Below are 25,546 nucleotides of genomic sequence, written 5' to 3'. Positions count from 1 at the left end.
CAATGAACAAGTATTTATATATCATAGGTTTTGCGGGTATTGCTACTATAGCATCCTGTAAGGTAGGGAAGGAGTTCTCCAGACCATCGGTAGAGATGCCCGCTCAGTTTCGCGGACAGGCATCTGCTGATACCAACAGCATTGCCGCATTGCCGGTACAGTCTTTTATCAGAGACGCCGCCTTGCTGAGATTGATCGATAGCGCCGTGGCAAAGAATTTCGATGTACAGGTAGCCCTGAAGAATATCGAATCGGCTGGTGCTTCCCTTAAATCTGCCCGTTTAGGTAGATTACCGGACCTGAACCTGAGCGTTCAGGGAACGCGTAACTGGCCATCTAAAAATAGTCTGAATGGCTCCCTGTCAGAACAGTTCATCGGTACCCGTTATATGGATGACTACAACGCTGGTCTGAACCTGAGCTGGGAAGTAGTGGCCTGGGGAAAGATCAGTCGTTTGAAGGAAGCCGCACTGGCAACCTACCTGCAATCCACAGAAGCTTCCAAAGCGGTAAGAACAAAGGTGATCAGTGATGTGGCGCAGGCATACTATAACCTCCTGATGCTGGATACACAGAAGGAGGTTGCTTACAAAAACATGCAGTTGACGGACAGCACCCTACGTATGGTACGACTGCAATATAGTTCCGGGATGGTTACCAACCTGGCGGTTGAACAGATCGAAGCCCAGCTCCGTGTTGCCCTGGCGCTTATTCCGCAAATAGAACAACAGATCGCTATACAGGAGAATGCTCTGAAAACACTGACGGGCGAAATGCCCGGTGGTATTGTCAGGAACCGTCTGCAGGCCCTTACAGCAGATACAACCCTTTCGGCGGGTGTACCTGCCAGTCTGTTGTCCCGCAGACCAGATGTCCGTGCTGCTGAGATGGCGGTAAAAGTAGCCAACGCGCGTGCAGGCGTGGCAGAGGCAGCAATGTATCCTGCGCTTAATATTACTGCCGGCGTAGGGGTGAATTCATTTAAGATCGATAACTGGTTAAATATTCCGGGCAGCCTTTTTGAAACAGTAGGCGGCAGCATCACACAACCTGTATTCAGACGCAGGCAATTAAGAACAGAATGGGAAACAGCTAAAATCGAATGGGAAAAGAGCGCGATTGAGTTTAGGCGCTCTGTGACAACGGCTGTACAGGAAGTGAGTGATGCGCTGGCAAAAATGGACAAGCTGAAAGAGCAGTACACTTTTACACAGCAACGTGTCGATAGATTGGAAATTGCTACACACGACGCCAGCCTGCTGTTTCAAAACGGTATGGCCAATTATCTTGAAGTGATCACAGCACAAAGCAATGCCCTGCAAAGTGAACTGGACCTGGCAGCCGTAAAACGCGACCAGCTCAATGCCACGATCGACCTCTACCGCGCGCTTGGTGGTGGATGGAAATAAGCCGCTTGTGCCGAAAATGGCTACCTTCATTCAGAATTAAGAATTAAAAGTTAAGAATTAAGGCATTTGAAAAGGCAGCAACTCTTAATTTTTAATTCTTATTTCTTAATTCTACATAATGGCAGAAAAAGATAAATTCTTCGACAAATACTACCGGGCATTCGTAATCCCTCTGGGATTCCTGCTATATGTTTTCGTATCATACATCATCAACCCGTTCAGCAGATACTGGGAATATGTTTCACGTTTATCTGGCGGCAGACAACTGGTCGAATTCTTTATCGCACTCATTATCTCCTGGATGATCGCAGAGGTCAGCCTCGCTACTGCCCGATGGATGGATAGATGGATGCCATGGGAGCAACAACCGCTGAAACGTAGTATTATCCAGACCATCGTAGTGCTGCTGGCTGTATTTGTTGTGCTGAATGTATTCGACTATGTCGCCATGTTTTTCTTCCCGCCTCCACCTGAAGTGGAAGCGCTTTTCGGTAAGGTCGATACCTGGCAGTTTTTTGTTGTGTGTAGTCTTGTCTCCATCTTAATCAGTGCCGTGCATACAGGAAATTATCTTTTGAAACGCTGGAAAAACTCCATGCTTGAAGCCGCACAGTTACAACTGGATGCCGCTCAGCTAAAAGAAACTGCCATGCAGGCCCAGCTACAGTCCCTTAAACTACAACTGGATCCGCACTTTCTCTTCAACAATTTCAGTACACTTTCTGCATTGATAGAAGAAGATCCTGCATTGGCTACCTCCTTCCTGGAAAAGCTCTCCAGGGTCTATCGTTATATGATCGCCAACCTGAACAGCGACGTGATCAGCCTTAGCCAGGAACTGAATTTTATCGCCGCCTACATCTTCCTGATCGATATCCGGCATGGCAGTAATGTCAATATCAGTGTGAATGTCTCTGATGCAAATAAAGACAAGGGCATTCCACCTATCACCTTACAACTGTTGATCGAAAATGCGATCAAACACAATATCGCCTCCGCACAACAACCACTCTACATCACCATTTCAGATGAAGGAGATGATCTGATCGTTAAAAACAATATTCAACTGATCCAGCATACGCTGCCATCCACAGGACTCGGACTCGAAAACATCCGTAAGCGTTATGCACTGCTGTTTGAAAAGGAAGTAGAGATCGATGATACACAAGCTGCATTCCTGGTACGCCTGCCTTTGGTTGATTTCTAAAAAGCTTATTTATGAGGGTCGTCATTATAGAAGATGAAAAACCAAATATCACACGTCTGAAGAAAATGCTGATAGATATCGATCCTGATATCGACGTCATCGCTGTACTTGATACTATTACAGAAAGCGTGGCCTGGTTTCACGCGCATCCGCATCCGGATGTGGTACTGATGGATATCCGTATTTCCGATGGACTAAGCTTTGATATCTTCCCCAAAGTGAAATTTTCCTGCCCGGTGATCTTTGTTACCGCCTATGATGAATACGCTGTGCGTGCTTTTAAGGTCAATAGCCTTGATTACCTGCTCAAACCTGTAGAAAGAGATGACCTGCAGCAGGCACTCGATAAGGTCAAAGCAGTGAAGCAGCCACCTGATACAGAAGAACTGATGAAGCATCTCCTGGACCTGCTCAGCAAAAAGGAAGTGACTTACAGAACACGCTTCATGATCCCGTTCCGCGATGAATACAGGACGATTCCCGTTGCAGATATTGACTTTATTTATTACAGTCTCGCCGGTACCCATCTTGTCTTAAAAGACCGTACACAGCTACCCATCAGTCTCACGCTGGAAGAGCTGGAAGAGCAACTGGATCCGCAGGTATTCTTCCGCGTCAACCGGCAGCATATTATTCATGCGGATAGTATTGATAAGATACAGACCTATTCTACCAGTAAACTACGGGTGGTGTTGAAACGCGATCTGGATAGAGAGGTCCTGATAAGCAGGGAGAAGGTGCCGTTATTTAAGCAATGGCTGGACAGGTGATGAACTTTTAATTACCATATAGCCGTTCCCATTCCTCACGGGTATATATCAGCAGTTCTTTTTTCTCAAAGTCCCATACATTCACATAGCGTGCAGATATGACATAATGCTGTTTCCAGTAGGGATTAATACTGTACATCATTAATGTGCAGATATCCGTTGCTGTTATCAGCTGATCCGGTTCATCGATATGGGAGTGTGCGCCACCGGTAAAGCCGGTATCCAGCATATTTCCTTTAGTGAATTTTATAGTATTGATATGTTTATGTAACTGCTTCCAGTCGGTTAACTGATTCTTCGCGCTAAAAGTCAACAGGTAGTCGTTGCCCAGCATCATTGTACCACGGTCCAGTGGTTTGGTCAGCATATATACTTTTCTTTTTCCGCCGGCAATGACCGGTATCAGATGGTATTCGACATTTGAAAAATACCTGAACACGGTATCTGTCTGCATGGCATGCTCCGTCAGTTTGCGTAGCGTATACAGTTCTTTTTCTGCGGGAGACAGGTCTCTTTCTACCATGGAGCGAACAACCGTTTCCGGAGAAGACTGCTTATCAAGGATAAAAGTACCGATCACCCGGGGCTTATCTCCGGAAGAGTAGAAAACACAGCGTGTGGAGTCATTTTTAATATAGGTAATATATCCCCCTACGAATGACTGGTCTTTGTAGGTCGTTCCCCAGAAGATCTGTCCACCTATCAGGGCAGCCATTTCTCTCCGGTATAACAAGGTCCCTTCTGTTACTATCTCTTTTTTGACTATTTCAAGCCGTTGGCGTTCGGTCAGTGGTTTTCTGGTCTGTGCAACCGCACTAAAGCCGGATAGCAGGATAGCAAACAATATGCTTTTTTTTACCATGTACTGCAATTACTATTCAAATATCTCAAAAAAATCTGTGAGACCTACACAAATGACGCGAAACAATCCTACTTTCGGGTAACAATTCATAATCCGTACAACCATGGCAAATACTGAGCACCCCACCCTGGGCCACGGAAAGATCTGCTATATAGAGATGCCAGCTATTGATGTGAATGCTTCGGCTGAATTTTACAAAAATACATTCGGATGGACCATCAGGACCAGAGGTGATGGCGCTGTCGCTTTTGATGACGGTGTCATGGAAGTCAGCGGTACTTTCATTGAGGGGCTGCCACCGCATAACGGCGAAGGGCTGACTATCCATATCATGATTGACGATATGGACAGCATACTGGAAAAAATCACTGCCAATGGAGGCGTCATTACGGTTGGCGTCGGTGCACATCCGGGTGAACTCACGGCAAAGTTCCGAGACCCCGCGGGCAATATCATGAGTGTATACCAGCACAGGGGCTAAGCCTGCATTATACGTTTCTATCATTCTTCATTATGTACCAGTTATGGTGCATCCTTTCTCTGATCAGCTGTGTTTCTCTCCGGCTATTTATCCCGGCATGTTTTTAGTCCGCCGATATACGGCATGATATAGTATTGCACATGGCTTTACTACATCTGTCTGTATATTTCATCACCCTAAAAAGATATGTCATGAAAAGCTGTTCGCACAGGAAGCAGGAGTCAGCGTTCGCTGCGTTGGGTACTGCTATCGGAGTAGGGCTGCTGGCCGGACTGGCAGGAACTGCAGCTATTACGATCTCTCAGATGATAGAAATGAAAATAACCAAACGGCAACCCAGTAATACACCTGTGGAGGCCGCCTCCAAAGTATTGGATGTGGAAGCTGTTTCTGAGGAGAAAGAACAGAAGGTTTCTCAGGAGATACACTGGGCATATGGTACCACCTGGGGCGTCGCGAGAGGTTTACTGGGACTAACCGGACTGAAGGGATGGACTGCTACACTCGCACATTTTGCCAGTATATGGGGCGCTTCCCTGGTGATGCTGCCCGGACTGAAAGTTGCGCCGCCTGTTACTGAAGAAGACCCTAAAACGATTGGTATTGACGTATTGCATCACGCCGTCTATGCGATAGCCGCAGGACTGGTTTACGATGCGATTGAAAAACCCAGATAAAGTGTGAGGTTGTACCGGTCATCCCGGTACAACCTTTTTAGTTTCAGTATTTTTTCTGCTGACCTGGTGCATAAGGTTTGGCCGATTTTGAGCCCGTAATTTTCTTCGCCTGTCCTGGAGGCAATCCATGTGGATTACCCTGCGGAGCAGCCTTGTACGTACAGGAACTCATGGCTATCCCCATCCACAGACAACCTAACAGTGTGAACAATCCTGACAATCTTTTAATACGCATATAAGTGGTGTTTAAATACTTCCTTTGTTATTCATAGGCAAATATAGTACCAGTCGCTGATTTAGCTAAAAATCAGCCTGTTTCGTGCAACTATTCTCTTTTCTGATTGTCTTTCTGTTAGTAATTGTCCCTGATATGAAATCTGTCGCTAAACGCCATCTGTGGCATACATTCTTATTCACCCTTTTCGTTCTGTTGGGATTTATCGTTCCTTCCCATGCACAACAGATTACCACGCCTGAAGGTAAGGTCATTTCTTTCCGGGAGATGGACAGCTTTCTTGTCAGCGAGATGGATACGCTCGGGATGCCCGGACTTTCTATCGCCTTTATCAATGACGGTAAGGTCGTCTATCACAAAGCAATGGGTGTTACCAATACAGATACCCGTACCTCGGTTGATGATCAGTCTATCTTTGAAGCAGCTTCTCTCTCCAAACCGCTTTTTGCCTTCTTTGTGATGAAGACGGTAGAGGACGGGCTTCTGGATCTTGATAAACCCCTGTACAAGTACCTGCCATTCCCCGAACTGGAATACGACCGGCGCTATAAGTGGGTCACCGCCAGAATGGTACTGGACCATACGACCGGTTTTCCTAACTGGCGCTGGTTTGATCCCATCGATACGGCACTTCATCTGAAGATCAAAAGAGGGGATATGTACATCAAAAGCAATCCTGGTACTTTTGGTTATTCGGGAGAAGGGTATTATTATCTCTCAAAAGTAATGGCGCAGATACATCATCTCTCTCTAAAAAATCTGGATTCTCTCTTCCAGGTGCAGGTAGCAGTTCCGTTGGGCATGGAGCATGCCTGGTTTGCCTGGAATGATTTCCTGAAAACGCATAAAGTGGCCGGTCATAAGGGTGGAAAGGTATCTCTGAAGAAATGGCCGGTGTCTTTTCCGGATGAAGACTCTTCTACATTTGGCTCCGCCGGAAAGCTGCATACAGAGGCCCTTAGTTATGCCGCCTTTCTCACCGGTATGATGCAGCATAAGGTCCTGTCTGCTGCCAGTTATAATGAAATGCTGAAGAAGCAGGTCAGCGTGCCACGAAAACACGAGTTTAATGCCAATGAAGGGACCAGTGCCTGGGGATTGGGTATTGGTATCCAGAAGACGAAACTGGGCAACCGGTACGTGCATGGTGGTAATAACGGGGATTTCCAGTCGGGTTGTGTCTTTTATATGCAGCCGCAGTATGGATATGTGTATTTTACGAATTGTGATAAGGGGTACCAGTTTGGAAAACAGCTGAGCCGGTTTTTGCAGGAAGAAAAAGAGTAATCACAGCGGCGCTTTCCTGCGAAACATCGCCGGATAAACGCCATACATATTCTTAAACGTTCTCGAAAAGTTATAATCGTTACTATATCCCAGTTCTTCTGCAATATCTGCAACGGTCATATCCGTATTCTCCAGCAGATATTTCGCACGCTGCATCACCTGTTCCAGGATAAAGTCGCTGATCTTGATACCAAAGGTTTTTACAAAGGTCCTGCTTAATGATTTTTCGCTGATGAAATGTTTTTTGGCGAGTGAGCGCAGACTATGCACATGAATATTCGGATACAACATTACTTCATTCCTGATCAGCATCATCGTTGTGTCCAGTGCAGTTTCAGCACTTAGGGCAGATACCTGTTTTTCCTGATATTCCGTCAGCAGTTCGATGGCAACATGTTGTAAGGCATATCCGGGTAGTTGTCCGCCCTGTATGCGTTCCGTGACATGATCGAGGTAACGCATCATCGATGGACTGATGGTAACGGGTGGTGTTGTGCCATCCTTATTTTCATATGTGGATGCGGGCGCTACGGCTACCTGTTTTGTATGTATCAGTTGCATTAATAACTCTAAAGGGGCCGTGTTTTGGGGCTTGTCGTCCGCTGGACAAGCATCTAGCTCAAAGTGAAGAGCTGCGAATACTACCAGTTGCATACAGGTTAAATGATTAACAGTGATTAAGTTACGTTATTTAACTGCAACCGGGACGGATCGGGGCGGAAATTTTTTTATTATTATCAGATCGGATATTTATCTGATGGTGGCATGTAACATTGATTATACGTACTGTGTGTCTCTAAAGCGACATTAAAAAATAGGGTAGTCACGTTTTCCTGAATACTGTTCCAGAATAACTAAATCAATTCGTCCTCAGAAGGGGGGAAGCACTGTTTCATTTGTAAGAATAAGTGGTAGTTTTACAAAAAATATAAAAGCTATTTCTTTCGGGCTTTTTATGTAGCCGGGTAAGTCAGGAATAGCGATCTGATTAACAGCAAGGTGATAACTGAATCATATGAAGCGCAAGGATCTATTGATAGGTATAGTTGTTTTTCTGGCAGTAACAGGATGGGCTGCCTGCAATACTCAGCCGGAGAAGCTGCCGATACTGGGTGAACGGACATTGAAGACCAATCCGGCTACGGGTAAAACAGATACTGTTTATCCAGCCATTCCCACATTTTATCTAACTGATCAGGATAGTACACAGGTGACAGGCGCTCGTTTTTCCGGGCGTGTGTATGTAGCTGATTTTATCTTTCTTTCCTGTCCGACGATCTGTCCAAAGATGACAAAGGAAATGCTGAAAGTCTACCACGCATTTGAAAATGACGATCGCGTAGGCTTGTTGTCGCATACGATCGATCCGGAGTATGATACGATCCCGCGGTTGAAGCAGTTCGCTACGTCCATCGGCGTCCGCACTGCCAAATGGCATTTTGTGACAGCGCCGGCTGATACGATCTATAAGCTGGCAGCTTCCTATTATGCGACGGCCTATCCTGACAGTACAGCGGAAGGTGGTTTTACGCATAGCGGTGGTCTGCTGCTGGTGGATGAAAATAAACATATCAGAGGGGTGTACGATGGGACGGATAGTCTGGAGACAAAGAGACTTATAAAGGATATTTCACAATTACTAACCGAAAGCAGGTAAGCGACATTTGAAAAAGCCAGCAGTCATATTGCTCATTTTGGTACTATTTGTGCAGACGTCGGCAAACGTCTGGCTGATAGGCTTATTTCATCTCCAACGTAACTTTATTGCGAAGAATCTTTGTATTAACAGATTTGATCTTATACCTGTTTGCAGAGGCGCCTGTTTCCTGCAAAAGCAGCTGAATAAAGAACAGGAAAGAGAGAAGAAAGAGGTAGAGTTGAAGCCCTCTGTTGTTACGCTCTGTATGAACGATATTGCCATTGAATTGTTCCTTTGCCCCACTATTGCAAAACCATGCTATTTTCCTGTAACTGATACTGCGTTATTGACGGGTGTCGCAGGATCTATTCTCCGTCCTCCCATTAGCTGATATATAACTATCCGTTGTGCCCGATGCTTCCTGTGTGACCGGGTATGTAAGACTGTTGCCGGTGGCTTCAGTTGAAATCTCATTTTCTTCATCATCAGTATCAGTTGTTTTATGAAAAGGGAAACTATTTCAGTTTACCCTCTCAGTGTTTTTAATGCACATATCAGCGATTTCTGGATAGGCACGCTCTCTTCTGTGGTAGAGCACTATCCGTTTATAGAGTGTCCGCACAGACCGTCCTATTATATGCTTATATATATCTGGAAGGCGGTGGGAGAGCTGACTATCGATAATGAGAGGATCTTACTGGATGGACCGAAGGTGGTTTGCGTCAGACCGAATGCCGTATTCAGTATGCGGATTGTCAGTCAGGCTGCCGGATACGTCGTTTGTTTCAATGACAGCTTTTTCTCATTGCGCTACAACAATAATGTACTATACCGTTTTCAGTTTCTTGTACAACGTACGGCTTCTGTTTTCAGGGTCAGTGCTGAAAAGGCCGGGACATGGGATTATTTTCTTAACCAGGTCATAGATGAGTTTACTGCTGAGATGGAAAGCAGCGAGGACCTGTTACGGTCCTTCCTGAACATTTTATTACATCAGCTGGATCGTAGTTTCTATCGCTTGTCGGGTAAGGAAGAGAAGAGTATCAAACATGCAAAGATGATCCGGTTTGAGCAACTGGTAGAGCAATATTTTGTGGTTCACAGAAACCCTTCCTTCTATTCTGAGCAGTTGCATATTACCACTAATTATCTGAATAAGCTTTGCCATGAGTATTGCCATACGACCAGTGGTAATCTGATAAGGGCACGGACCATCAAAGAAGCACAGCGCTTATTACATCATACACAGTTGTCGGTCGCTGAGATCGCGTATGAGATCGGATTTGAGAGTGCTTCTTATTTTAATACATTTTATAAAAAGGAGACCGGTGTGACGCCGGAGAATTTTCGCAAAATCAAACTAAGCAAACATGAAAAATATTGAATCTAAAATGCCGCTTGCACGATATGTTCATTTCATCAATCGTACAGCATTATTTCTTTTCGCAGTGCTATTGGTCTTTTTTCTTATAAGAATGATTGTAAGTGGAAGAGTGAGTGTTGAAAATGTAAATATCAGGATTGATTCGCACAATGAACAGTTTCAAAAGTTGTAAGAGTTGTCCGTTTCATCGTAACGAACCAGCCCTTGCTTATTGCGACCTTTGTAGTCTAAAAGTCAATATAGCATGGATTTTCCATTATTTCACCTTGACTGGTTGAATGATCGTTTTCTGATAGCGATGATCGCTATTATACATGTAATTATTAATCACGGACTGGCTGTAGGATTTATACCACTTGTTACCTGGATGGAACAGAAGGGAGTAAAGAACAGTCCTGCCATGGAGATCACTGATCTGTCATGGGATCAACTGGCGTGGAAAATGATGAAGGTCGGCTTTATCATCACCACTACGTTGGGCGCCATGACAGGTGTAGGGATCTGGTTTTCGGTGGCATTGGTAAGTCCGGCTTCAATAGGTAGTCTGATACGTGTATTTTACTGGGCCTGGTTTGCAGAGTGGATGGTATTTGTAACAGAGGTGGTGTTGATAATGATCTATTTCCTCACGTGGGAGAATGCCAACAAATCTCTCGCATCAAAACTGCGTCACATCCGCTTTGGCTGGTTCCTGTCTATTTTCTCATGGATCACAATGGCTATTATTGTGTCTATTTTAGGGTTTATGATGGATCCGGGGAACTGGAATACACATCATAGTCTGTTGAACGGATTTACCAATCCTATTTATATTCCACAGCTGCTTTTCCGTACGCCGACTGCTATGGTAGTTGGGGGTGTGTTCGGATTAATGCTGATCACATTATTTACGGAGAGAGGTGCCTTGCTGCGGAAGAACGCAATCCGGTCTGCGTCTGTCTGGATCCTCTGCTGGGCGCCATTATCACTTGCCGGCGCTGTTTACTATTATGGTGTAATGCCAGCCGTAATGACTGCCAATATGAGTACGGCAGTGGGAACAATGGACTTCTCCCAGTATTATGATCTGCTTCGTTATGTGATAGGCGGCGCTATGCTGCTTGTTGTGTTATTATCTGTTACCGGTTTAGTTAAATCCTCCCTGGTGAGATTTCCTTTTGCGCTTTTTTGTTGTCTGACGGTATTCGGATTTCTGGGCATATTTGAGCGGGTAAGGGAGTTTATCAGAAAGCCTTATGTCATTGGTGGATATATGTACAGTAATCTTTTAAAAGAAGAGGATTATCCGCTGTATAAAAGAGATGGTATTCTTAAATATGCCACCTATACCAGTACGCCGACAGTGACAGCAGAAAATAAAATAGCAGCGGGCAGAAATGTATTCATGTTGTCCTGTAGCCGCTGTCATACCACCCAGGGCGTGAATTCTATTGTGTATGTTTTTGAGCGGATGTATGGTTTTGGTAAACCGCTGGATGAAAATTCTATGGCGGGATACATTCCGAATATGCACAATGCCCGTACTTATATGCCTCCGTTTCCAGGTAATCGTGATGAACTCCATGCGCTGGTTGCCTATATCAAATATGTGCAGCAGACAGGAGAGGTACTGGAAGGAGCACAGACGGAAGGGGTTATTGTCAATAGTATGAATGATGTTAATTCGGCCAGACTTTTATTAGAAAAGCAGCAACAGGAAAAGGCCGCCCGGCTTGTAGAGAACGACACCACATCTGTTAACTGATTGCTTACAATAATATTATTTCAAATTGAACTTTAGTATGTTACATGTATTGCTGGCGACGACACCCGTGCCTAAAGATATCCCGTTGGATCTACCATTACCACAGTGGTTGCTGGTAACGATCCTGGTCATTTCTTTTCTTGCGCATATTGTTTTTGTGAATCTGATGCTGGGTGGTTCCTTACTGACCTTATGGGCTGAAATCAAGGGACTGAAAGATAAGGACTATGACAAATTCGCCTATGAAACAGCAAAGACGATCACGGTGAATAAAAGCCTGGCTGTTGTATTGGGTGTAGCGCCTCTGTTAAGTATTAACACCCTTTACAGCGTTTATTTTTATTCTGCGAATGCCCTGACGGGATTGATGTGGATATCGGTTATTCCGCTGGTCACGATCGCATTTCTGCTGACTTATCTGCATAAGTACAGCTGGCATAAATTAGCAGATAATAAACCCTTACATATTGCGATCATTGGGGCAGCGGTGCTGATCTTTCTTTTTATACCATTGATCTTTCTGGTGAATATTAACCTGATGCTGTTTCCTGAAAAGTGGGGGACTATCAGTGGCTTTTTAAGTGCGTTGGTGCTACCGAATGTGTTTCCCCGCTATTTACATTTTATCTGTGCATCACTAGGAGTTACCGGCTTATTTATCTTCTGGTATACCGGCCGGAAAAACTATCCCTTTGAAAGCTATTATACACATCTTACCAGGTACGCTATTAAAAAGAAAGCTTATTCACTGACGCTTGCGGCTTCGGGTGCACAGTTCCTGATAGGGCCTGTTGTCCTGTTTACCCTGCCCTCAAAAGGGCTTGGCTGGAACCTGATCGCTGTGATAGGGGCGGGTGCTGTGATTGCCATTCCTGCTATGATATGGATCTGGAAAGCGATTAATGGTCCGGAGGAAAGGATTGACCAACACTTTGGTAAGGTCGTACTCGCTTTAAGTATCACTGTACTGTTTATGGGAAGTGGCCGACAGATATACAGGGCGAATGCATTAGCGCCACATCAGCAGCTGATGGCGGCAAAAACGGAAGAGTTCAGGCGATTGTCTGCGGAGGCCCGTGCACATCCGCAGGAAGAAAGCATAGCACTGGAAATCGATACCTCATTAGGGGATGTGGCAAAGGGGGCAGCCTTATTTAAGATGAATTGCAGTGCGTGTCATCAGAAGGATGCGAAGTTAGTCGGACCACCCATCCTGGAGATGGTGGAGATCTACAGGGGAAAGGCTGATCAGTTGAAAGAGTGGATCAGGAAGCCAGGGAAGAAACGTCCGGATTATCCGCAGATGCCGGCTTTTGGCGACAGGCTTTCGGAAGATGACCTGCATGAACTGGCGAAGTATATATTATCTGTAAAGTGATTTAAAACGGAAATGATGACAACTACTTTATTTGTGATAGCGGGTATTTTACTGGTGGCAGTGATTGCACGGCAGCTTGTATTTATCTATTCCAGGACATTGCTGTTACGAAAGGATGCGGCGATTACAAGGGTACGTATCAGGGAGGAGAAGGAATATCTTTTTATAAAGGGGCTTTATTGACAGACTGGCATTAAAACACCTTCTGCGGAAGGGCTGTAAATGAACGGGGCTGATCTTAGATCAGCCCCTGCTATTTTATTTAAACATTGTTACAGTACCTTGTTGTTTCATCGGTTGCTTCTTACTATCTGTGTAGATGACACTCCAGATATAGGTGCCTGATGGCAGATCGGCGCCGCGCATCTTACCATTCCAGCCTGCTTCCGGATCACTGCTCTCGTATACGAGTTGTCCCCATCTGCCGAAGATACTCAGGCGGAAGTCGGTGACATCGTCCTGTACACGTGCTTTGAACAGATCATTCTTACCGTCGCCATTTGGACTAAATGCGGAAGGCATATATACTGCACAGTCATTCATGCCTCTTTCTACGGTAATGTTGCCTTCCACGGTACAATTGTGATCGTCAGCAACTTTGTAGTGATAGCCACCTGCATCTAACTGACGGAAGCGGTTTTCCAGTTGCGTAGCCGTATCAGAAATACTGTAATGATAAGGCGCAGTACCACCACTCATGGTGAGAATGATCTGACCATCTCTTACGCTGCTACAGGAAAGAGGTCTGGTAGTTGCTTCTTTTATCTGGAGTAGCAGCGGATTGGGAATATTGATACTCTGCATCTTACTGCAACCCATACTGTCCGTTACCTGTAATGTATAATAATTGGCACGCAGGTTACTGAATATCGCAGAATCCTGTTCAGGAAACTGGTTGATCAAAGCATATTTATAGGGCGCTTTACTGCCACTTACATTTGCATTGATGGCGGCATCCGCTTCTCCGTTACAGCTGATCGGTGTTACAAGCGGATTGATATTGATATCCCATTGTTTTACCTCTACGGTTTCTGACCTGGAATTACCTTTAGTTGTGTTGGTGACAGTGACTGTGTATTTACCTGCTGGCAGTTGAGAGACTTCCGGTGTGGTGTAACCTCCCGGTGTCCAGCGAAATACATAGTTGTCCTTATCCATGGTGTGCATCACCACTGATACCTTTCCCTGGCTGTGACCATAACAGGTGTTTTCTGCATATGTATCGAAGTTGAGTGTTTCTTCGATCATGGAGATATTATCCAGGAATGTTACGACATAACAGGTGTCGTCATAGTCAGTTACGTAAGGTTCAAAGCGAAGATGTGCGTATGTCTTTTTCGGTTTCAGTACAGCTGTAATCCTTCCCCATTTTCTATCGTAGTAAACACCTGAGTACCAGATGCGTTCTCCTATATCCTGTTCAGAACCGGAGCCCAGTATAGCCAGTGCAGTAGAGGTGGCAGCTGTCTGATCACTCTTATCATCTTCAGGCATCAATGCCATATCAAAAGATATGAGATAGGCTTTGCCTGCTTCGATGGGATGAGATAATTGTTGTCCGATAGAAGTCCATACAGCATGACCGGCAGATGTATTATTCTCGGATGCTGCAAGTAATGCAGCATATGTCTTACCATCTGAAGGTGCGATCTCATTGTTCGAGCCAAGCGGCAATGTGTATGCTATCAGATTTACAGAACGTTGGTACCAGGGTGCTGGTATTCCATTCATTGTTGGTTGTCCTTCGAATGATGGATTCTGCAAATAAATCGGCATCGATTGTGACCCCGCTGTAAATGGTAGCATGATCAATAAAGATACGGAGATGGTTTTCAGTATGTTGAATAGTACACTGAAGGTTTTCATAGATTATATTACGGGTATAGGTAATACAAATTTACATAAAAACCATGACAATGTACCTCAAAATGCCAGCTGGATCAGCTTTTTTCTGCTATCAGGACGGCTAGTCCGACAGGCAGATTTTTCGTCCATACGGTGACAAAACTTCCAGTGAGTTGATATGGAAGTACTTCGGCGAGAGCGCCGTCCCATTTTTGAAGAATTCTGATCTTTTTTGTGAAAAAAGAAAATGGAAAAACATCATCAATAAAGTTCGTTTTGCCGAAACGCACAATTTTAAACCGTGTTTTCCCGGCCAGATTTTCCAGTGATTGTTTACTGAAAAACTGCACATGTGTGAGATTGTCGGCATCTGATTGTACAGTAGTGCCTTTATACCCCATTAGTGCCTTGAGTTTCAGCAAACATTTCCATAACCAGTTATCTTTTTGCTGCAGGGCAATAACCGGCTTTGTGACGAGTACTTCTCTGGGCCCCATACCATTAGGTACTGTTACGATCAATACGCCATCGTCTGTGAGTGACTGGTATAATACATCCAGTAATTTCTCCGGATGATTCAGGTGTTCCAGTACTTCACTGCAGATCACAGCATGATAGCGGTTGCCATCTGCGACAAGTGCTTCTGCGCTGATGACGTCAAATGTAACATGGGGCATATGGGTCAGTGAACGTGCTTTTTCGATGGCCTTATGACTCACATCGATGCCGTATACCTGGAAGCCTTCTTCTCCAAGTCCTCTGGCGATGATGCCATTACCACAGCCTACGTCTAATACTGTGGCGCCTTCGGGGAGATGTTGTTTCAGGGTGTGGATAATAAACTGTAAGCGCTTTACATCAGCGAGCCTGTTGTATTCCATATGCATAGTGCTTAATGATTAACGTGCGGTCCATACTTCGGGTCTTTGGATGGAGGTATCTGGGGTGATACTATTCTGTCATGTGTAAGTTCGTCAGCCGGAGGAATATGGCCATATCATTTACGGAAAGATTTACCCTCATTTGAGGACAAAATGCTAGTCAGATGATACTTATCTTTCGTTGAATCTGCGTTTTTCTGGGAGGACTAACGATGCATAAGTATAGTCTAAGTATAGTCTGAAGAAGAAAGAACAGGCGCTGAGTAATATAAAGATAAGGTAACTGACTGCTGATAGCTTACAGTAGGAGTCAGTCATGAGTAAATCTGTGAGTAAAGGGGGCGTTTTAAGCCTTTTTCCGGCATTACGGTCCATACTGACCTTGATCGTATACTTATATGAAAAGAGGGCCTTCCTGACGTCAGGAGGCCCCCTTTTCATATGAGTATGCTATTATTTGATCTGTGCCACTTCAAAGTGCATACCGTCCTTACGGGTGAAATGCCCGCCCCAGTAGAAACCATTCTTATTGGCGATCTGTACGAGTTCGCGGACAGATCCTTTCTGTCCGACGAGTGCTGGTACGGCTCCCAGCGGGTTCCAGGCAACGTTGATATCAAATGCGGAACCGAATGAGTGGTTACTGAGTGTTTTCCTGCTACCTCTGATGAACCTTGGTACAAATGACCCTGCCCAGGTCAGCACCAGCGGTAATAAACCAGCGTCTTCCCAGTCCTTCCATAGGCTGATCAGCTGACCTTCAGCTTTACGGTGGAACTGTACCCTGTCAGATCCTTTGATGTTGATCAGCTGAGGGATCGATACCATTTTGATATTTTCGGTGGCCCAGTTATCGGTGATACGGATATTTTCGGGATTACCGGGTACAGGATCTGAAACGAAAGAAAAACGGCCGAATACAGCTGCTCTTTCATCATTTGAAACCAATGGTTTAAAGGCAGGCGGTTTTGGGAAATCAGGACCTGATCTATCGTCTCTGTCGTCCAGGATACCATCAAAGCCCAGCTGCATGGCAACACCATATGTTTTGTTGCCTACAACCCCATCGGGCTGCAGGTTATGCTTTTGCTGAAATGTGATAGTCGCCTGCTGTACTTCGCGGGAGAACACACCATCGGCTTCGCCGAAATAGAGATGTTGTCCGATGAGAAAAAACTGCCAGCTTTCTACCAGTGGACCTGTACTATTGATTCTGATAAGTTTGAGTGCTTCCATAATATTGGAATGGGGTATTTGGTGAAATAAAGGAGTTGTGGTTTATGGGGATTCCTAAACATTCTTCTTTTGGGGGTATACTACTATAACGTAAAAAACAATGCTCCTAAGGTACGGAATTTTTCAATGAAATGCTACAAAAAACCAGTGATCTTGTTCGCTTTATCCCCGTCTGACTGCCACCTCATTTCCCTCATAGTGAGGTAAATTACAGTCTCTTAAACGCTCAAAATATGACCATTTATTCTGTACGTTCGTGGTGCACCTTCCTTTTTCTTTCCCTCATTGTTGCTGCATGTAACAAAGAAGAACAGGCACCCGCCCCTGAAAACACGATTGCTGTCACTGACCTGTCAGCAAGGACACACGCTGATGCCTCCATTCCCGTTTCCTGGTATCAGCTGGAATTTAAACTTATTAAGGAAACCCCTGGTTTCACGCCACCGGTTGCTGCCAGAGCACTGGCCTATACCGGTATTGCCCTGCATGAAGCAGTTGTATGGAGTGATCGCAATGGTCATTCGCTTAGCGGACAACTTAACGGTTTGTACAATGTACCCCGTCCGGAAAGGGGAAAGCGTTACAATTGGGAAATAGCTGCCAATAGTGCTATGGCGGATATCATCACCCGTTTGTACCCAAATGTGAATGCCGCCAATGCGGCTGTTATCAAAGCACAGGACAGTCTGAACCTGGTGAACCTCTCCGGAGGGTGTGACCAGGATGAAGTGAATCGTTCGGTAAACTTTGGTAAGCAGATCTCTGCAGCCATCTATGCATGGTCAGCCACTGACGGTGGTAAAGACGGTTACCTGAACGGTTTCCCGACCGATTATGTGCCTCCAACAGGACCGGCATTCTGGGTGCCTACTCCTCCTGCTTTTCAGCGTGCATTACTGCCTTACTGGGGTAACAACCGTTTGCTGGTAAAACCCCGTTATCCTGAAACGGCGCCTGTGCAGCATCCCGTGTTTTCCACGGATACCGCATCTGCTTTCTACAAGGCGGCTTATTATGTGTATAACAAAGTGAATACACTCACACCTGAAGAAAATACCATCGCACTTTACTGGGCAGATGGTGGTGGTACCTTTACGCCTCCGGGCCATTTACTGGCTATTACCGCTCAACTGGTCACAGATCAGGGACTGAACCTGACAGAGAGCGCTAAGCTCTTCGCACAGGCAGGTATCAGTGTAAACGATGCAGGTATCGTTTGCTGGAAATACAAGTACAAATACAACCTGCTGCGTCCTATCACCTATATCCAGCGTCATATCAATGCGGGCTGGGGTTCGTTGATCGCTACACCGCCATTCCCCTCCTATACTTCCGGTCATGCGTCCTTTACAGGTGCAGCCGGTACTGTACTGGCGGGATATTTCGGTAATGCGTATGCATTTACTGATCATCAGAAAGTAGCGGAAGGATTTGCGCCGCGTGCTTTTGCTAACTTCCAGCAGATGATCGATGAAGCATCCATCTCCAGGATCTATGGCGGTATACACTACCAGTTTGATAGCGAAGTGGGTGCGCAGACAGGAAGAGAGGTAGGGTTGAGGGTGTTGTCGCTGAGATACTGAGACAATTAGGAATTGAAAATTAAGAATTAAGAATTGTAATGCAGCGGAGTGCTTCCTATTAATTCTTGAAAAGAAAGCGTTTGTGTCAAACTTTTGATATAGACGCTTTCTTTTTGAACACTTAATGGAATGAGTCCGTCTTTTGATTGAAATTCTTAGTTTTTAATTCTTAATTTCCCAACAATATTCATTAGGTTAATACTGCTAACATGCCACGTGAGAACAACACCTCCATCAACAGACGTACATTCCTTACACAAATGACAGCCGCAGGTTCGGCCATTGTACTGGCATCTCCGCTGACGGCCATGGCCGCAGGATTTTTACCGGTACAGGAAAAGATCACTGTCGGACAGATCATGGATGCTTTTATAAAAGAAGTACCGGGCGGACCATTTCCCAATACAGTAGATACCTTAAAGTCAGGTGACCGTGACGTAGTGGTGACGGGTATTATTACTACGATGTTTCCGACGGTGGAAGTGATCAAGAAAGCGATTGCCCTGAAAGCTAACTTTATCATTGCCCATGAACCCGCCTTCTACAATCATGCAGATGAAACAGACTGGCTGCAAAAGGATGATGTATACCGTTATAAGGCTGACCTGCTGCAACAACATAATATTGTGGTGTGGCGTAATCACGATTATGTACATAGCATTCGTCCGGATGGCGTGAGAAAGGGATTGAGTGAGCAACTGGGCTGGGAGAAATTTGAGGAGAGTAATCACCTGATCTACAATCTCGCGCCAGCAATAACATTGAAAGCACTGATCGCAGAGCTGAAAAAGAAACTGAACATAGAAACAGTAAGATATATCGGTGATCCTGCACAATCCTGTAAACGGGTGTTACTGATGCCGGGAGCCGCCGGTGGCAGAAGGCAGATCCAGAACATGATCGATACACAACCTGACGTACTGGTTTGTGGCGAGATAGCAGAGTGGGAAACGGCAGAGTACGTACGTGATGCACGTGCGGCAGGTAAACAATTATCATTGGTAGTGTTAGGGCATATCGTCAGTGAAGAACCCGGATCGGAATTTATGGCGAAATGGCTGGCTGCGAAATTTCCTGCTATTAAAGCGACACATATCCCAAGTGGAAGCTCGTTACGTTTTTTATAAGCGGCTTTTCAGCAACGTAAAAGACGCTGGTTTATTGCAATTAAAAATTAGGAATTAGGAATTAGGAATTGAGCCTATTGATGCGGCCTCATTCGTAATTCGTAATTGATTAAGCCTATATTTTGCAGATGCCGATTTTCTTTTAAATGACTGACTATTAATTTGTTCGGGCTTCCTTCCTTCTTTTTTCTTCTATATTTTTCATATACTCTTACGTCGGTTGCTACCTGATAAGTATTTTCGCCGCGGAAAAGCCATATCATTCCGATTCTCAAAAAAACCATTTATTTATTCATCAAATTTCCCTCAAATGAGAACTCTGTTATGGGCCTTATGTGCCCTTATGTTGTTCGCGTGTAACAAATCTTCACACGAACCTGTCACTCCACGTCTGAAAGCTGATCTGCAAGCCGCTGTACCAGTCACCAAAACGACCAGCAAGAAGATCTTTATTCACTGGATGCCCTGGTTTGAAACACCTGCATCCAGAGGTGCCTGGGGTTATCACTGGAAAATGAACAATCAGAACCCCGACATCATCGTCAATGGTAAAAGACAGATCGCCGCTTATTTTTATCCGAAGACGGGGCCTTATGCGTCTGCTGATCCGGATATCATCGAGTATCAGTTATTGCTGATGAAGTATGCCGGTGCGGATGGTGTATTCATTGACTGGCCGGGTACGAGACAGCGGTATGATTACCCGGATAATCTGGCGAATTCAAATGCGCTGATCAGTAAACTGAATGCTGTAGGTTTACAATTCTCCATCGTACATGAGGACAGAAACTGGGATCCGGGTATGGCTGCAAATGCCAATGGCGATTTCGTGTACATGCAGAATAACTATTTCAATCAGGGTAACTATCTGCGTAACAGCAGTAACGAACCTGTTGTGCTGAACTTTGGTCCTATTACTTTTCATCAGCCCTCCGAGTGGAACACCATGCTGAATGGCATTAATCCACGTCCGAAGATCATTCCTCTATTCGGGTTCACCAATGAGGTAGGTACCAATAATGCAGGTGGAGAATTCCCCTGGATCTACCAGGAGCATCCGGGTGTAGTAGACCGTTACTATACACAGGCTGCCAGTTTTCCATTGTCTATCGGTGTGGTATATCCTGGTTTTAAGTCTTTTTATCAGGCCGGTGGTGCTGATGGTCCGACCTGGCAGATCGCGCATAATGGCACTTCCACCTTTTCTACTATGCTGGATAAAGCACTGGCTTCCAGTGTGAAGATCATTCAGTTTGCTACCTGGAACGACTATGGTGAAGGTACTATCATTGAACCTACAGAGGAGTTTGGTTACTCTTTCCTGACCGTCATGCAGCAGAAACTAGGGGTGCCTTATGGTCAGCATGAACTGGAGGTGATCTACCGTCTTTATCAATACAGAAAGCAATATGCAGGTAACAGCAGTGTGCAGCAGCAGCTGAACCAGGTATTCTCTTATCTGGCGAATCTACAGGTGGGCAATGCGGAAACCCTGTTGAACAGTATCGGTGGTGGTAACAATCCGGGTAATCCGCCTGCTACAGGCGTGCTGATCAAAAACAGGTGGCTGAACACTTATCTGTATGAGCAGAACGGACAGGTAAGATACAATACCAGCAATACTGGTAATCAGTACCGCTGGATACAGGAGACGGTAAATGGTCATATCCGCTTTAAAAATGCGGCTACGGGTAATTACCTGAACATAGAGCATCTGTATAGCTATGTGGAAAGTTCTAATGTCCCGAATACCTTTTACAGCAGTTACTGGGCACTGGAAAGTTACAATGGTTATACCCGTCTGAGAAACGAGTGGCAGAATACCTATCTGAACCTGGAGAATCAGAGTGGATTAGGCCAATGCACGAATGTACCGGCTAATTTTGAGAGTGGTCAGTGGACTTTGCAGAATTAGGACTACATATATGGAGGAAGGGCCGTCACGCTGTAATGCGGACGGCCCTTTATTTTATTCAGCTGTTGTTTTATTCAGCACGTAAACTCTTTACAGGATTGATCGTGGCAGCTTTGATGGCTTTGATACTGACTGTTGCCAGCGTAACGACGATCATCAGTAAGATAGACAACAAGAATACCACCCAGTTGATATTGATCCGGTAGGCGAAGTTCTCCAACCATTTATTCATCAGTAACCAGGAGAGCGGCACTGCTATTACAGCCGCCAGTACGATGAGTTTTACAAAATCAGCAGAAAGCATGGCTACAATGCTGGAAACTGAAGCCCCCAATACTTTACGGATACCGATCTCTTTTTTGCGCTGTTCTGCTGCATAGGTGATCAGTCCGAATACCCCTAAGGATGCAATAAGGATGGCCAGGATCGCAAAGGAAATAAAGAGCTTACCGGTACGGTCTTCTGACTGATACAGGCGGTTGAAGTCGTCATCCATGAAAGAATAACGGAAGGGCTGTCCCTGCATGGATGGTCTTGCATGGTAGAGTGCTTCAATCTTTTTAATAGTACCCTGAATGTTATTTGTATTGATACGGAAGGCCATGCGCGCATGATATTCTCCGAGTTTGAAGACTGCCGGAGGGATCTTATCGCGTAAAGAGCCTGCATTGAAATCTTTGACAACACCGATCACCTTCATTTGCCTGTTGTTGTTGTAAAGATATTTATCAGTGATATCATTAAAGCCCAGCATTTTTGCCGCCGTTTCGTTGATGATCAGGGCATTGGTATCAGTGGGCATATCCGGAGAGAAATTCCTGCCACCGGCCATGTGCATGCCAAGAGTATGGAAGTAGTCCGTATCAATATACCATTCATTGATACCCATTACCTGTCCTTCGCTTCTGGCCGCATCTTTAGAATAGATATTTGTATCATGACTTGTTTCTGTAGGCAGGCTACCTGTCATGGTTCCTGCACTTATACCAGGAAGCTTCAGTACATCTTCTTTAAATCCTTTTGCATGGATCCATAATGCCTGCGTATTCTCGAGTACTATTACCTGCTGACGATCATAACCCAGTTGTTTGTTGCGTATATAGCTCAGCTGATTATAGATCACCAGGGTGCCTACCAGGAGCAGGATGGCAGCGGCAAACTGGAATATGACAAGACTGTTGCGCAACCAGCTGCTTTTAAAGCCGGAGGCCAGTTTTCCTTTTAATACTTTCACCGGTTCGAAGGAAGAGAGGAAAAAGGCGGGATAACTACCCGCCAGTAGGCCGACCACCACTACTACCGCCAGTAGGAGTGGTAATATCCATGTCAGCGAAGCGGGTGTGATCTCCAGGGATTTGCCGGAGAGATCATTCAGATAAGGCACCAGCAGTGCAGCGATCGCGATCGCGATCAGCATGGCGCAGAAACTGGTGATCACGGATTCGGAGAGGAATTGTATGATCAGGCTGCCACGCTCTGAACCCATTACCTTACGTAGTCCAACTTCTTTCGCCCTTCCTGCAGAACGGGCTGTAGACAGATTCATAAAGTTGATGCAGGCGATCAACAGGATGATAATGGCTGTAATGATAAAGATGTATATATATTGTATGTTACCGGAGGTTTCCTGTTCGCTGGAGAGATCAGAGTAGAGGTGTATTTTTCTCAGGGCAATTGCTTTGTACCCAAAATGGCCTCCTTTCTTTTCCAGGTCGTCCATGCCACTGCCAGTGAGTCGGCGAAGATCTTGTTCCATATACTTTCTGGTAGCCTGCCGCAGATAGCCATTCAGTTGTGCTTCTGTGGTACCTGGACGCAGCCGTACATAGGTCGTGAAGTTATCGGACATCCATTCTATGTTTCTGCTTTCTTCCCGTCCGGACATCGCCCTGATAAAATCAAAATGCAGGTGTGCCTGTGAAGGTACATCTTTGATCACACCTGTAACTGTATAAGTGTAGATATTGTCAGTTTCCAGTATTTTGCCGACTACATCTATGCTATTGAAATACTTCTTCGCCATGGTTTCAGAAATCACCATGGAGTTGGGATTGCGCAGGGCTGTTACCGGGTCCCCGGCGATCATTTTCAGGTCGAACATGTCGAAGATGCTGGAGTCGGCAAAGCAAACATTGCTTTCCAGCAGGGTTTGTTCCCCCTTTTTCACCAGTATATTACTTTGTTGCAGGAACCTTACATACTCCTCGATCTGCGGAAAGTCCTGCTTCAATACAGGGCCAAACTGAGAAGGTGCATATCTTTCCCGGAATGTGCTACCATTCACCAGGAAGTCGGCATTGATACGATAAATGCGGTTAGCATTCTTATTATAAGCATCATAGCGTAGTTCGTCTATTACAAAAAGCGCGATCAACAGGCAGGTAGCCAGTCCGATAGCCAGTCCCATAATGGTAATGGCGGAAAAGCCCTTATTCCTCCAGAGATTGCGTGTGGCTATCTTATAATAATACTTAAACATGTGTTTTCATTTAGGGGAAATGATCCTTTAAATATACGTTTCACAGGAACCCAAAGGAATGCCAATTTGTAAGAAGATTGATAATGAATTGTTTAGTGTGGATTTACTCATGGAACTGTCCGCTTTTGATATATGGCATGTCCGGTTTCAGCGGCATGTCCGGGTATGAAAATTGTGGATTGAGTTTTACATGAACGGGTTGCAGAAGCCTGAATTTATGAATATCTTACTTGTACTCATCTCTTTTAAAACCCAGCCCTTGTTATGAAGAACACAAGAAGACACTTTTTGCACAAAATTACTGCTTCCGCTATTGCATTGACTGTTATACCCCGTCTTGGAATGGCGGGTATCCCGGATCTGACAGAAAAGCCATATGATGGCCCTGTATTGCGGGTGGCTATTATGGGACTGGGTGGTTATGGCACCCGCGTAGCTGAGGCGATGCAGTCCTGTAAAAAGGCTAAACTGGTAGGTGTGATCAGTGGCACGCCTTCCAAGATCAAAACCTGGCAGGAAAAGTACGGTATCCCCGAAAAGAACTGTTATAACTACGAGAACTTCGATAAGATCAGGGATAACCCGGATATTGATGCGGTATATGTCATCACCCCAAATGCCCTGCATCATGACCAGGTGATCCGTGTGGCTAATGCGGGCAAACATGCGATCTGTGAAAAACCAATGGCCCTGAATGCTAAAGAGGGGCAGGAAATGGTAGATGCCTGTAAGAAGAATAAGGTAAAACTGCTGGTAGGATATCGTATGCACTTTGAACCGCATACGCTGGAAGTGATCCGGATGCGTAAAGCAGGAGAGTTTGGGAAGATCCTCTTCTTTCAGGGATTGTGTGGGTTTAAGTCAGGCGACCCTAATCAATGGCGTCTGAACAAACAATTAGCCGGTGGTGGTTCGATGATGGATATTGGTATCTATGCGTTGAATGGCGCCCGTTATATGATCGGGGAGGAGCCGGTGTGGGTGACTGCACAGGAGACGAAAACCGATCCGCAGAAGTTCAAAGAGGGGGTAGATGAAACGATTCAGTTCCAGCTGGGCTTTCCCGGCGGAGCAGTGGCTTCCTGTCTGTCGACCTACAGTATGAATAACCTGGACAGGTTCTTTCTGAATGGTGATAAGGGGTTTGCAGAAATGCAGCCTTCTACGGGGTATGGGCCTATTAAAGGACGTACGCATAAAGGAGAGCTGGATCAACCAGTGGTGGTGCATCAGACTTTACAGATGGAAGAGATGTCGGATATCATTCTGAATGGTAAACAGCCGATAGTAGATGTGAGCGGGGAGGAAGGTGTACGTGACCTGAAGATCATCGATGCGATCTATCTGGCGGTGAAAACGGGAAAGAAAATAGATTTGAAATAGCTGAGATGCGGCAGACTGGCGTTT

Annotated in this window: 23 protein-coding genes; 16 read left to right on the top strand and 7 right to left on the bottom strand. The window is 45.3% G+C overall.

Annotated elements, in window-relative coordinates; genetic code table 11:
- Positions 1-2 precede the first annotated feature (2 nt).
- The 3 genes from BMZ72_RS27605 (at position 3) to BMZ72_RS27595 (ending at position 3,386) form a co-directional block, all read left to right on the top strand.
- The gene (locus BMZ72_RS27605) at positions 3-1,409 is read left to right on the top strand and encodes an efflux transporter outer membrane subunit (RefSeq protein ID WP_089813161.1); all 1,407 of its coding nucleotides are present in this window, start codon (positions 3-5) and stop codon (positions 1,407-1,409) included.
- A 118-nt stretch (positions 1,410-1,527) separates the two neighbouring features.
- A complete protein-coding gene (locus BMZ72_RS27600) occupies positions 1,528-2,616 on the top strand; it encodes a sensor histidine kinase (protein ID WP_089813159.1) in 1,089 nt (362 codons plus the stop codon).
- An 11-nt stretch (positions 2,617-2,627) separates the two neighbouring features.
- Complete coding sequence (locus tag BMZ72_RS27595) at positions 2,628-3,386, top strand: LytR/AlgR family response regulator transcription factor (protein ID WP_089813157.1); 759 nt, start codon at positions 2,628-2,630, stop codon at positions 3,384-3,386.
- Positions 3,387-3,393: 7 nt separating this feature from the next.
- On the opposite strand, the gene BMZ72_RS27590 is transcribed toward BMZ72_RS27595, so the two are convergent.
- Positions 3,394-4,248, bottom strand: a complete 855-nt coding sequence (locus BMZ72_RS27590) for a hypothetical protein (RefSeq protein ID WP_089813155.1) — start codon at positions 4,246-4,248, stop codon at positions 3,394-3,396.
- Positions 4,249-4,351: 103 nt separating this feature from the next.
- Here BMZ72_RS27590 and BMZ72_RS27585 point away from each other — a divergent pair, with 103 nt between their 5' ends.
- Together BMZ72_RS27585 and BMZ72_RS27580 are read left to right on the top strand one after the other, a co-directional pair.
- On the top strand, positions 4,352-4,729 hold the full coding sequence (locus BMZ72_RS27585) for a VOC family protein (protein WP_089813153.1): 378 nt from the start codon (positions 4,352-4,354) through the stop codon (positions 4,727-4,729).
- A gap of 191 nt (positions 4,730-4,920) precedes the next feature.
- Positions 4,921-5,406: a hypothetical protein gene (locus BMZ72_RS27580; RefSeq protein WP_089813151.1), complete on the top strand. Its 486-nt coding sequence runs from the start codon at positions 4,921-4,923 to the stop codon at positions 5,404-5,406.
- Between the two features lie 43 nt (positions 5,407-5,449).
- Here the strand turns inward: BMZ72_RS27580 and BMZ72_RS27575 are convergent, their stop codons facing one another.
- The gene (locus BMZ72_RS27575) at positions 5,450-5,641 is read right to left on the bottom strand and encodes a hypothetical protein (protein ID WP_089813149.1); all 192 of its coding nucleotides are present in this window, start codon (positions 5,639-5,641) and stop codon (positions 5,450-5,452) included.
- A 135-nt stretch (positions 5,642-5,776) separates the two neighbouring features.
- Here BMZ72_RS27575 and BMZ72_RS27570 point away from each other — a divergent pair, with 135 nt between their 5' ends.
- Complete coding sequence (locus BMZ72_RS27570; RefSeq protein WP_089813147.1) at positions 5,777-6,928, top strand: serine hydrolase domain-containing protein; 1,152 nt, start codon at positions 5,777-5,779, stop codon at positions 6,926-6,928.
- Here BMZ72_RS27570 and BMZ72_RS27565 read toward each other — a convergent pair whose 3' ends face one another.
- The gene (locus BMZ72_RS27565) at positions 6,929-7,489 is read right to left on the bottom strand and encodes a helix-turn-helix domain-containing protein (protein WP_177222951.1); all 561 of its coding nucleotides are present in this window, start codon (positions 7,487-7,489) and stop codon (positions 6,929-6,931) included. It abuts the gene before it with no gap.
- 454 nt (positions 7,490-7,943) lie between these two features.
- On the opposite strand from BMZ72_RS27565, the gene BMZ72_RS27560 reads away from it, so the two are divergent.
- The 6 genes from BMZ72_RS27560 (at position 7,944) to BMZ72_RS36700 (ending at position 13,256) form a co-directional block, all read left to right on the top strand.
- Positions 7,944-8,585, top strand: a complete 642-nt coding sequence (locus BMZ72_RS27560; protein ID WP_089813143.1) for an SCO family protein — start codon at positions 7,944-7,946, stop codon at positions 8,583-8,585.
- 7 nt (positions 8,586-8,592) lie between these two features.
- On the top strand, positions 8,593-8,958 hold the full coding sequence (locus BMZ72_RS27555) for a hypothetical protein (protein ID WP_143087803.1): 366 nt from the start codon (positions 8,593-8,595) through the stop codon (positions 8,956-8,958).
- Positions 8,959-9,069: 111 nt separating this feature from the next.
- The gene (locus BMZ72_RS27550) at positions 9,070-9,951 is read left to right on the top strand and encodes an AraC family transcriptional regulator (protein ID WP_089813140.1); all 882 of its coding nucleotides are present in this window, start codon (positions 9,070-9,072) and stop codon (positions 9,949-9,951) included.
- Between the two features lie 244 nt (positions 9,952-10,195).
- Positions 10,196-11,695 carry a c-type cytochrome gene (locus BMZ72_RS27540; RefSeq protein WP_089813136.1) on the top strand — a complete coding sequence of 500 codons (1,500 nt, stop codon included), beginning with the start codon at positions 10,196-10,198 and terminating at the stop codon, positions 11,693-11,695.
- A 37-nt stretch (positions 11,696-11,732) separates the two neighbouring features.
- Complete coding sequence (locus BMZ72_RS27535; RefSeq protein WP_177222950.1) at positions 11,733-13,073, top strand: c-type cytochrome; 1,341 nt, start codon at positions 11,733-11,735, stop codon at positions 13,071-13,073.
- A 15-nt stretch (positions 13,074-13,088) separates the two neighbouring features.
- Positions 13,089-13,256, top strand: coding sequence for a hypothetical protein (locus BMZ72_RS36700; RefSeq protein ID WP_177222949.1), 168 nt, complete (start codon positions 13,089-13,091; stop codon positions 13,254-13,256).
- Between the two features lie 75 nt (positions 13,257-13,331).
- Here BMZ72_RS36700 and BMZ72_RS27530 read toward each other — a convergent pair whose 3' ends face one another.
- The 3 genes from BMZ72_RS27530 to BMZ72_RS27520 form a co-directional block, all read right to left on the bottom strand.
- The gene (locus tag BMZ72_RS27530) at positions 13,332-14,939 is read right to left on the bottom strand and encodes a T9SS type B sorting domain-containing protein (protein WP_089813134.1); all 1,608 of its coding nucleotides are present in this window, start codon (positions 14,937-14,939) and stop codon (positions 13,332-13,334) included.
- A gap of 74 nt (positions 14,940-15,013) precedes the next feature.
- Positions 15,014-15,799: a class I SAM-dependent methyltransferase gene (locus tag BMZ72_RS27525; protein ID WP_177222948.1), complete on the bottom strand. Its 786-nt coding sequence runs from the start codon at positions 15,797-15,799 to the stop codon at positions 15,014-15,016.
- Positions 15,800-16,252: 453 nt separating this feature from the next.
- On the bottom strand, positions 16,253-17,035 hold the full coding sequence (locus tag BMZ72_RS27520; RefSeq protein WP_089813130.1) for a M15 family metallopeptidase: 783 nt from the start codon (positions 17,033-17,035) through the stop codon (positions 16,253-16,255).
- 233 nt (positions 17,036-17,268) lie between these two features.
- Here BMZ72_RS27520 and BMZ72_RS27515 point away from each other — a divergent pair, with 233 nt between their 5' ends.
- From BMZ72_RS27515 to BMZ72_RS27500, 3 genes are all read left to right on the top strand, one after another.
- Positions 17,269-18,618: a vanadium-dependent haloperoxidase gene (locus BMZ72_RS27515; RefSeq protein WP_089813128.1), complete on the top strand. Its 1,350-nt coding sequence runs from the start codon at positions 17,269-17,271 to the stop codon at positions 18,616-18,618.
- A 209-nt stretch (positions 18,619-18,827) separates the two neighbouring features.
- Complete coding sequence (locus BMZ72_RS27510; RefSeq protein WP_089813126.1) at positions 18,828-19,745, top strand: Nif3-like dinuclear metal center hexameric protein; 918 nt, start codon at positions 18,828-18,830, stop codon at positions 19,743-19,745.
- 310 nt (positions 19,746-20,055) lie between these two features.
- Positions 20,056-21,660, top strand: coding sequence for a glycoside hydrolase family 99 protein (locus BMZ72_RS27500; protein WP_143087802.1), 1,605 nt, complete (start codon positions 20,056-20,058; stop codon positions 21,658-21,660).
- Positions 21,661-21,730: 70 nt separating this feature from the next.
- On the opposite strand, the gene BMZ72_RS27495 is transcribed toward BMZ72_RS27500, so the two are convergent.
- Positions 21,731-24,139, bottom strand: coding sequence for an ABC transporter permease (locus BMZ72_RS27495; protein ID WP_089813121.1), 2,409 nt, complete (start codon positions 24,137-24,139; stop codon positions 21,731-21,733).
- Between the two features lie 264 nt (positions 24,140-24,403).
- On the opposite strand from BMZ72_RS27495, the gene BMZ72_RS27490 reads away from it, so the two are divergent.
- Positions 24,404-25,522: a Gfo/Idh/MocA family protein gene (locus tag BMZ72_RS27490; protein WP_089813119.1), complete on the top strand. Its 1,119-nt coding sequence runs from the start codon at positions 24,404-24,406 to the stop codon at positions 25,520-25,522.
- Positions 25,523-25,546: the final 24 nt, after the last annotated feature.

It is taken from the genome of Chitinophaga sp. YR627 (assembly GCF_900114995.1).
In the GTDB taxonomy this organism is placed as follows: Bacteria; Bacteroidota; Bacteroidia; order Chitinophagales; family Chitinophagaceae; genus Chitinophaga.
This window is presented reverse-complemented; position numbering and strand designations above follow the sequence as displayed.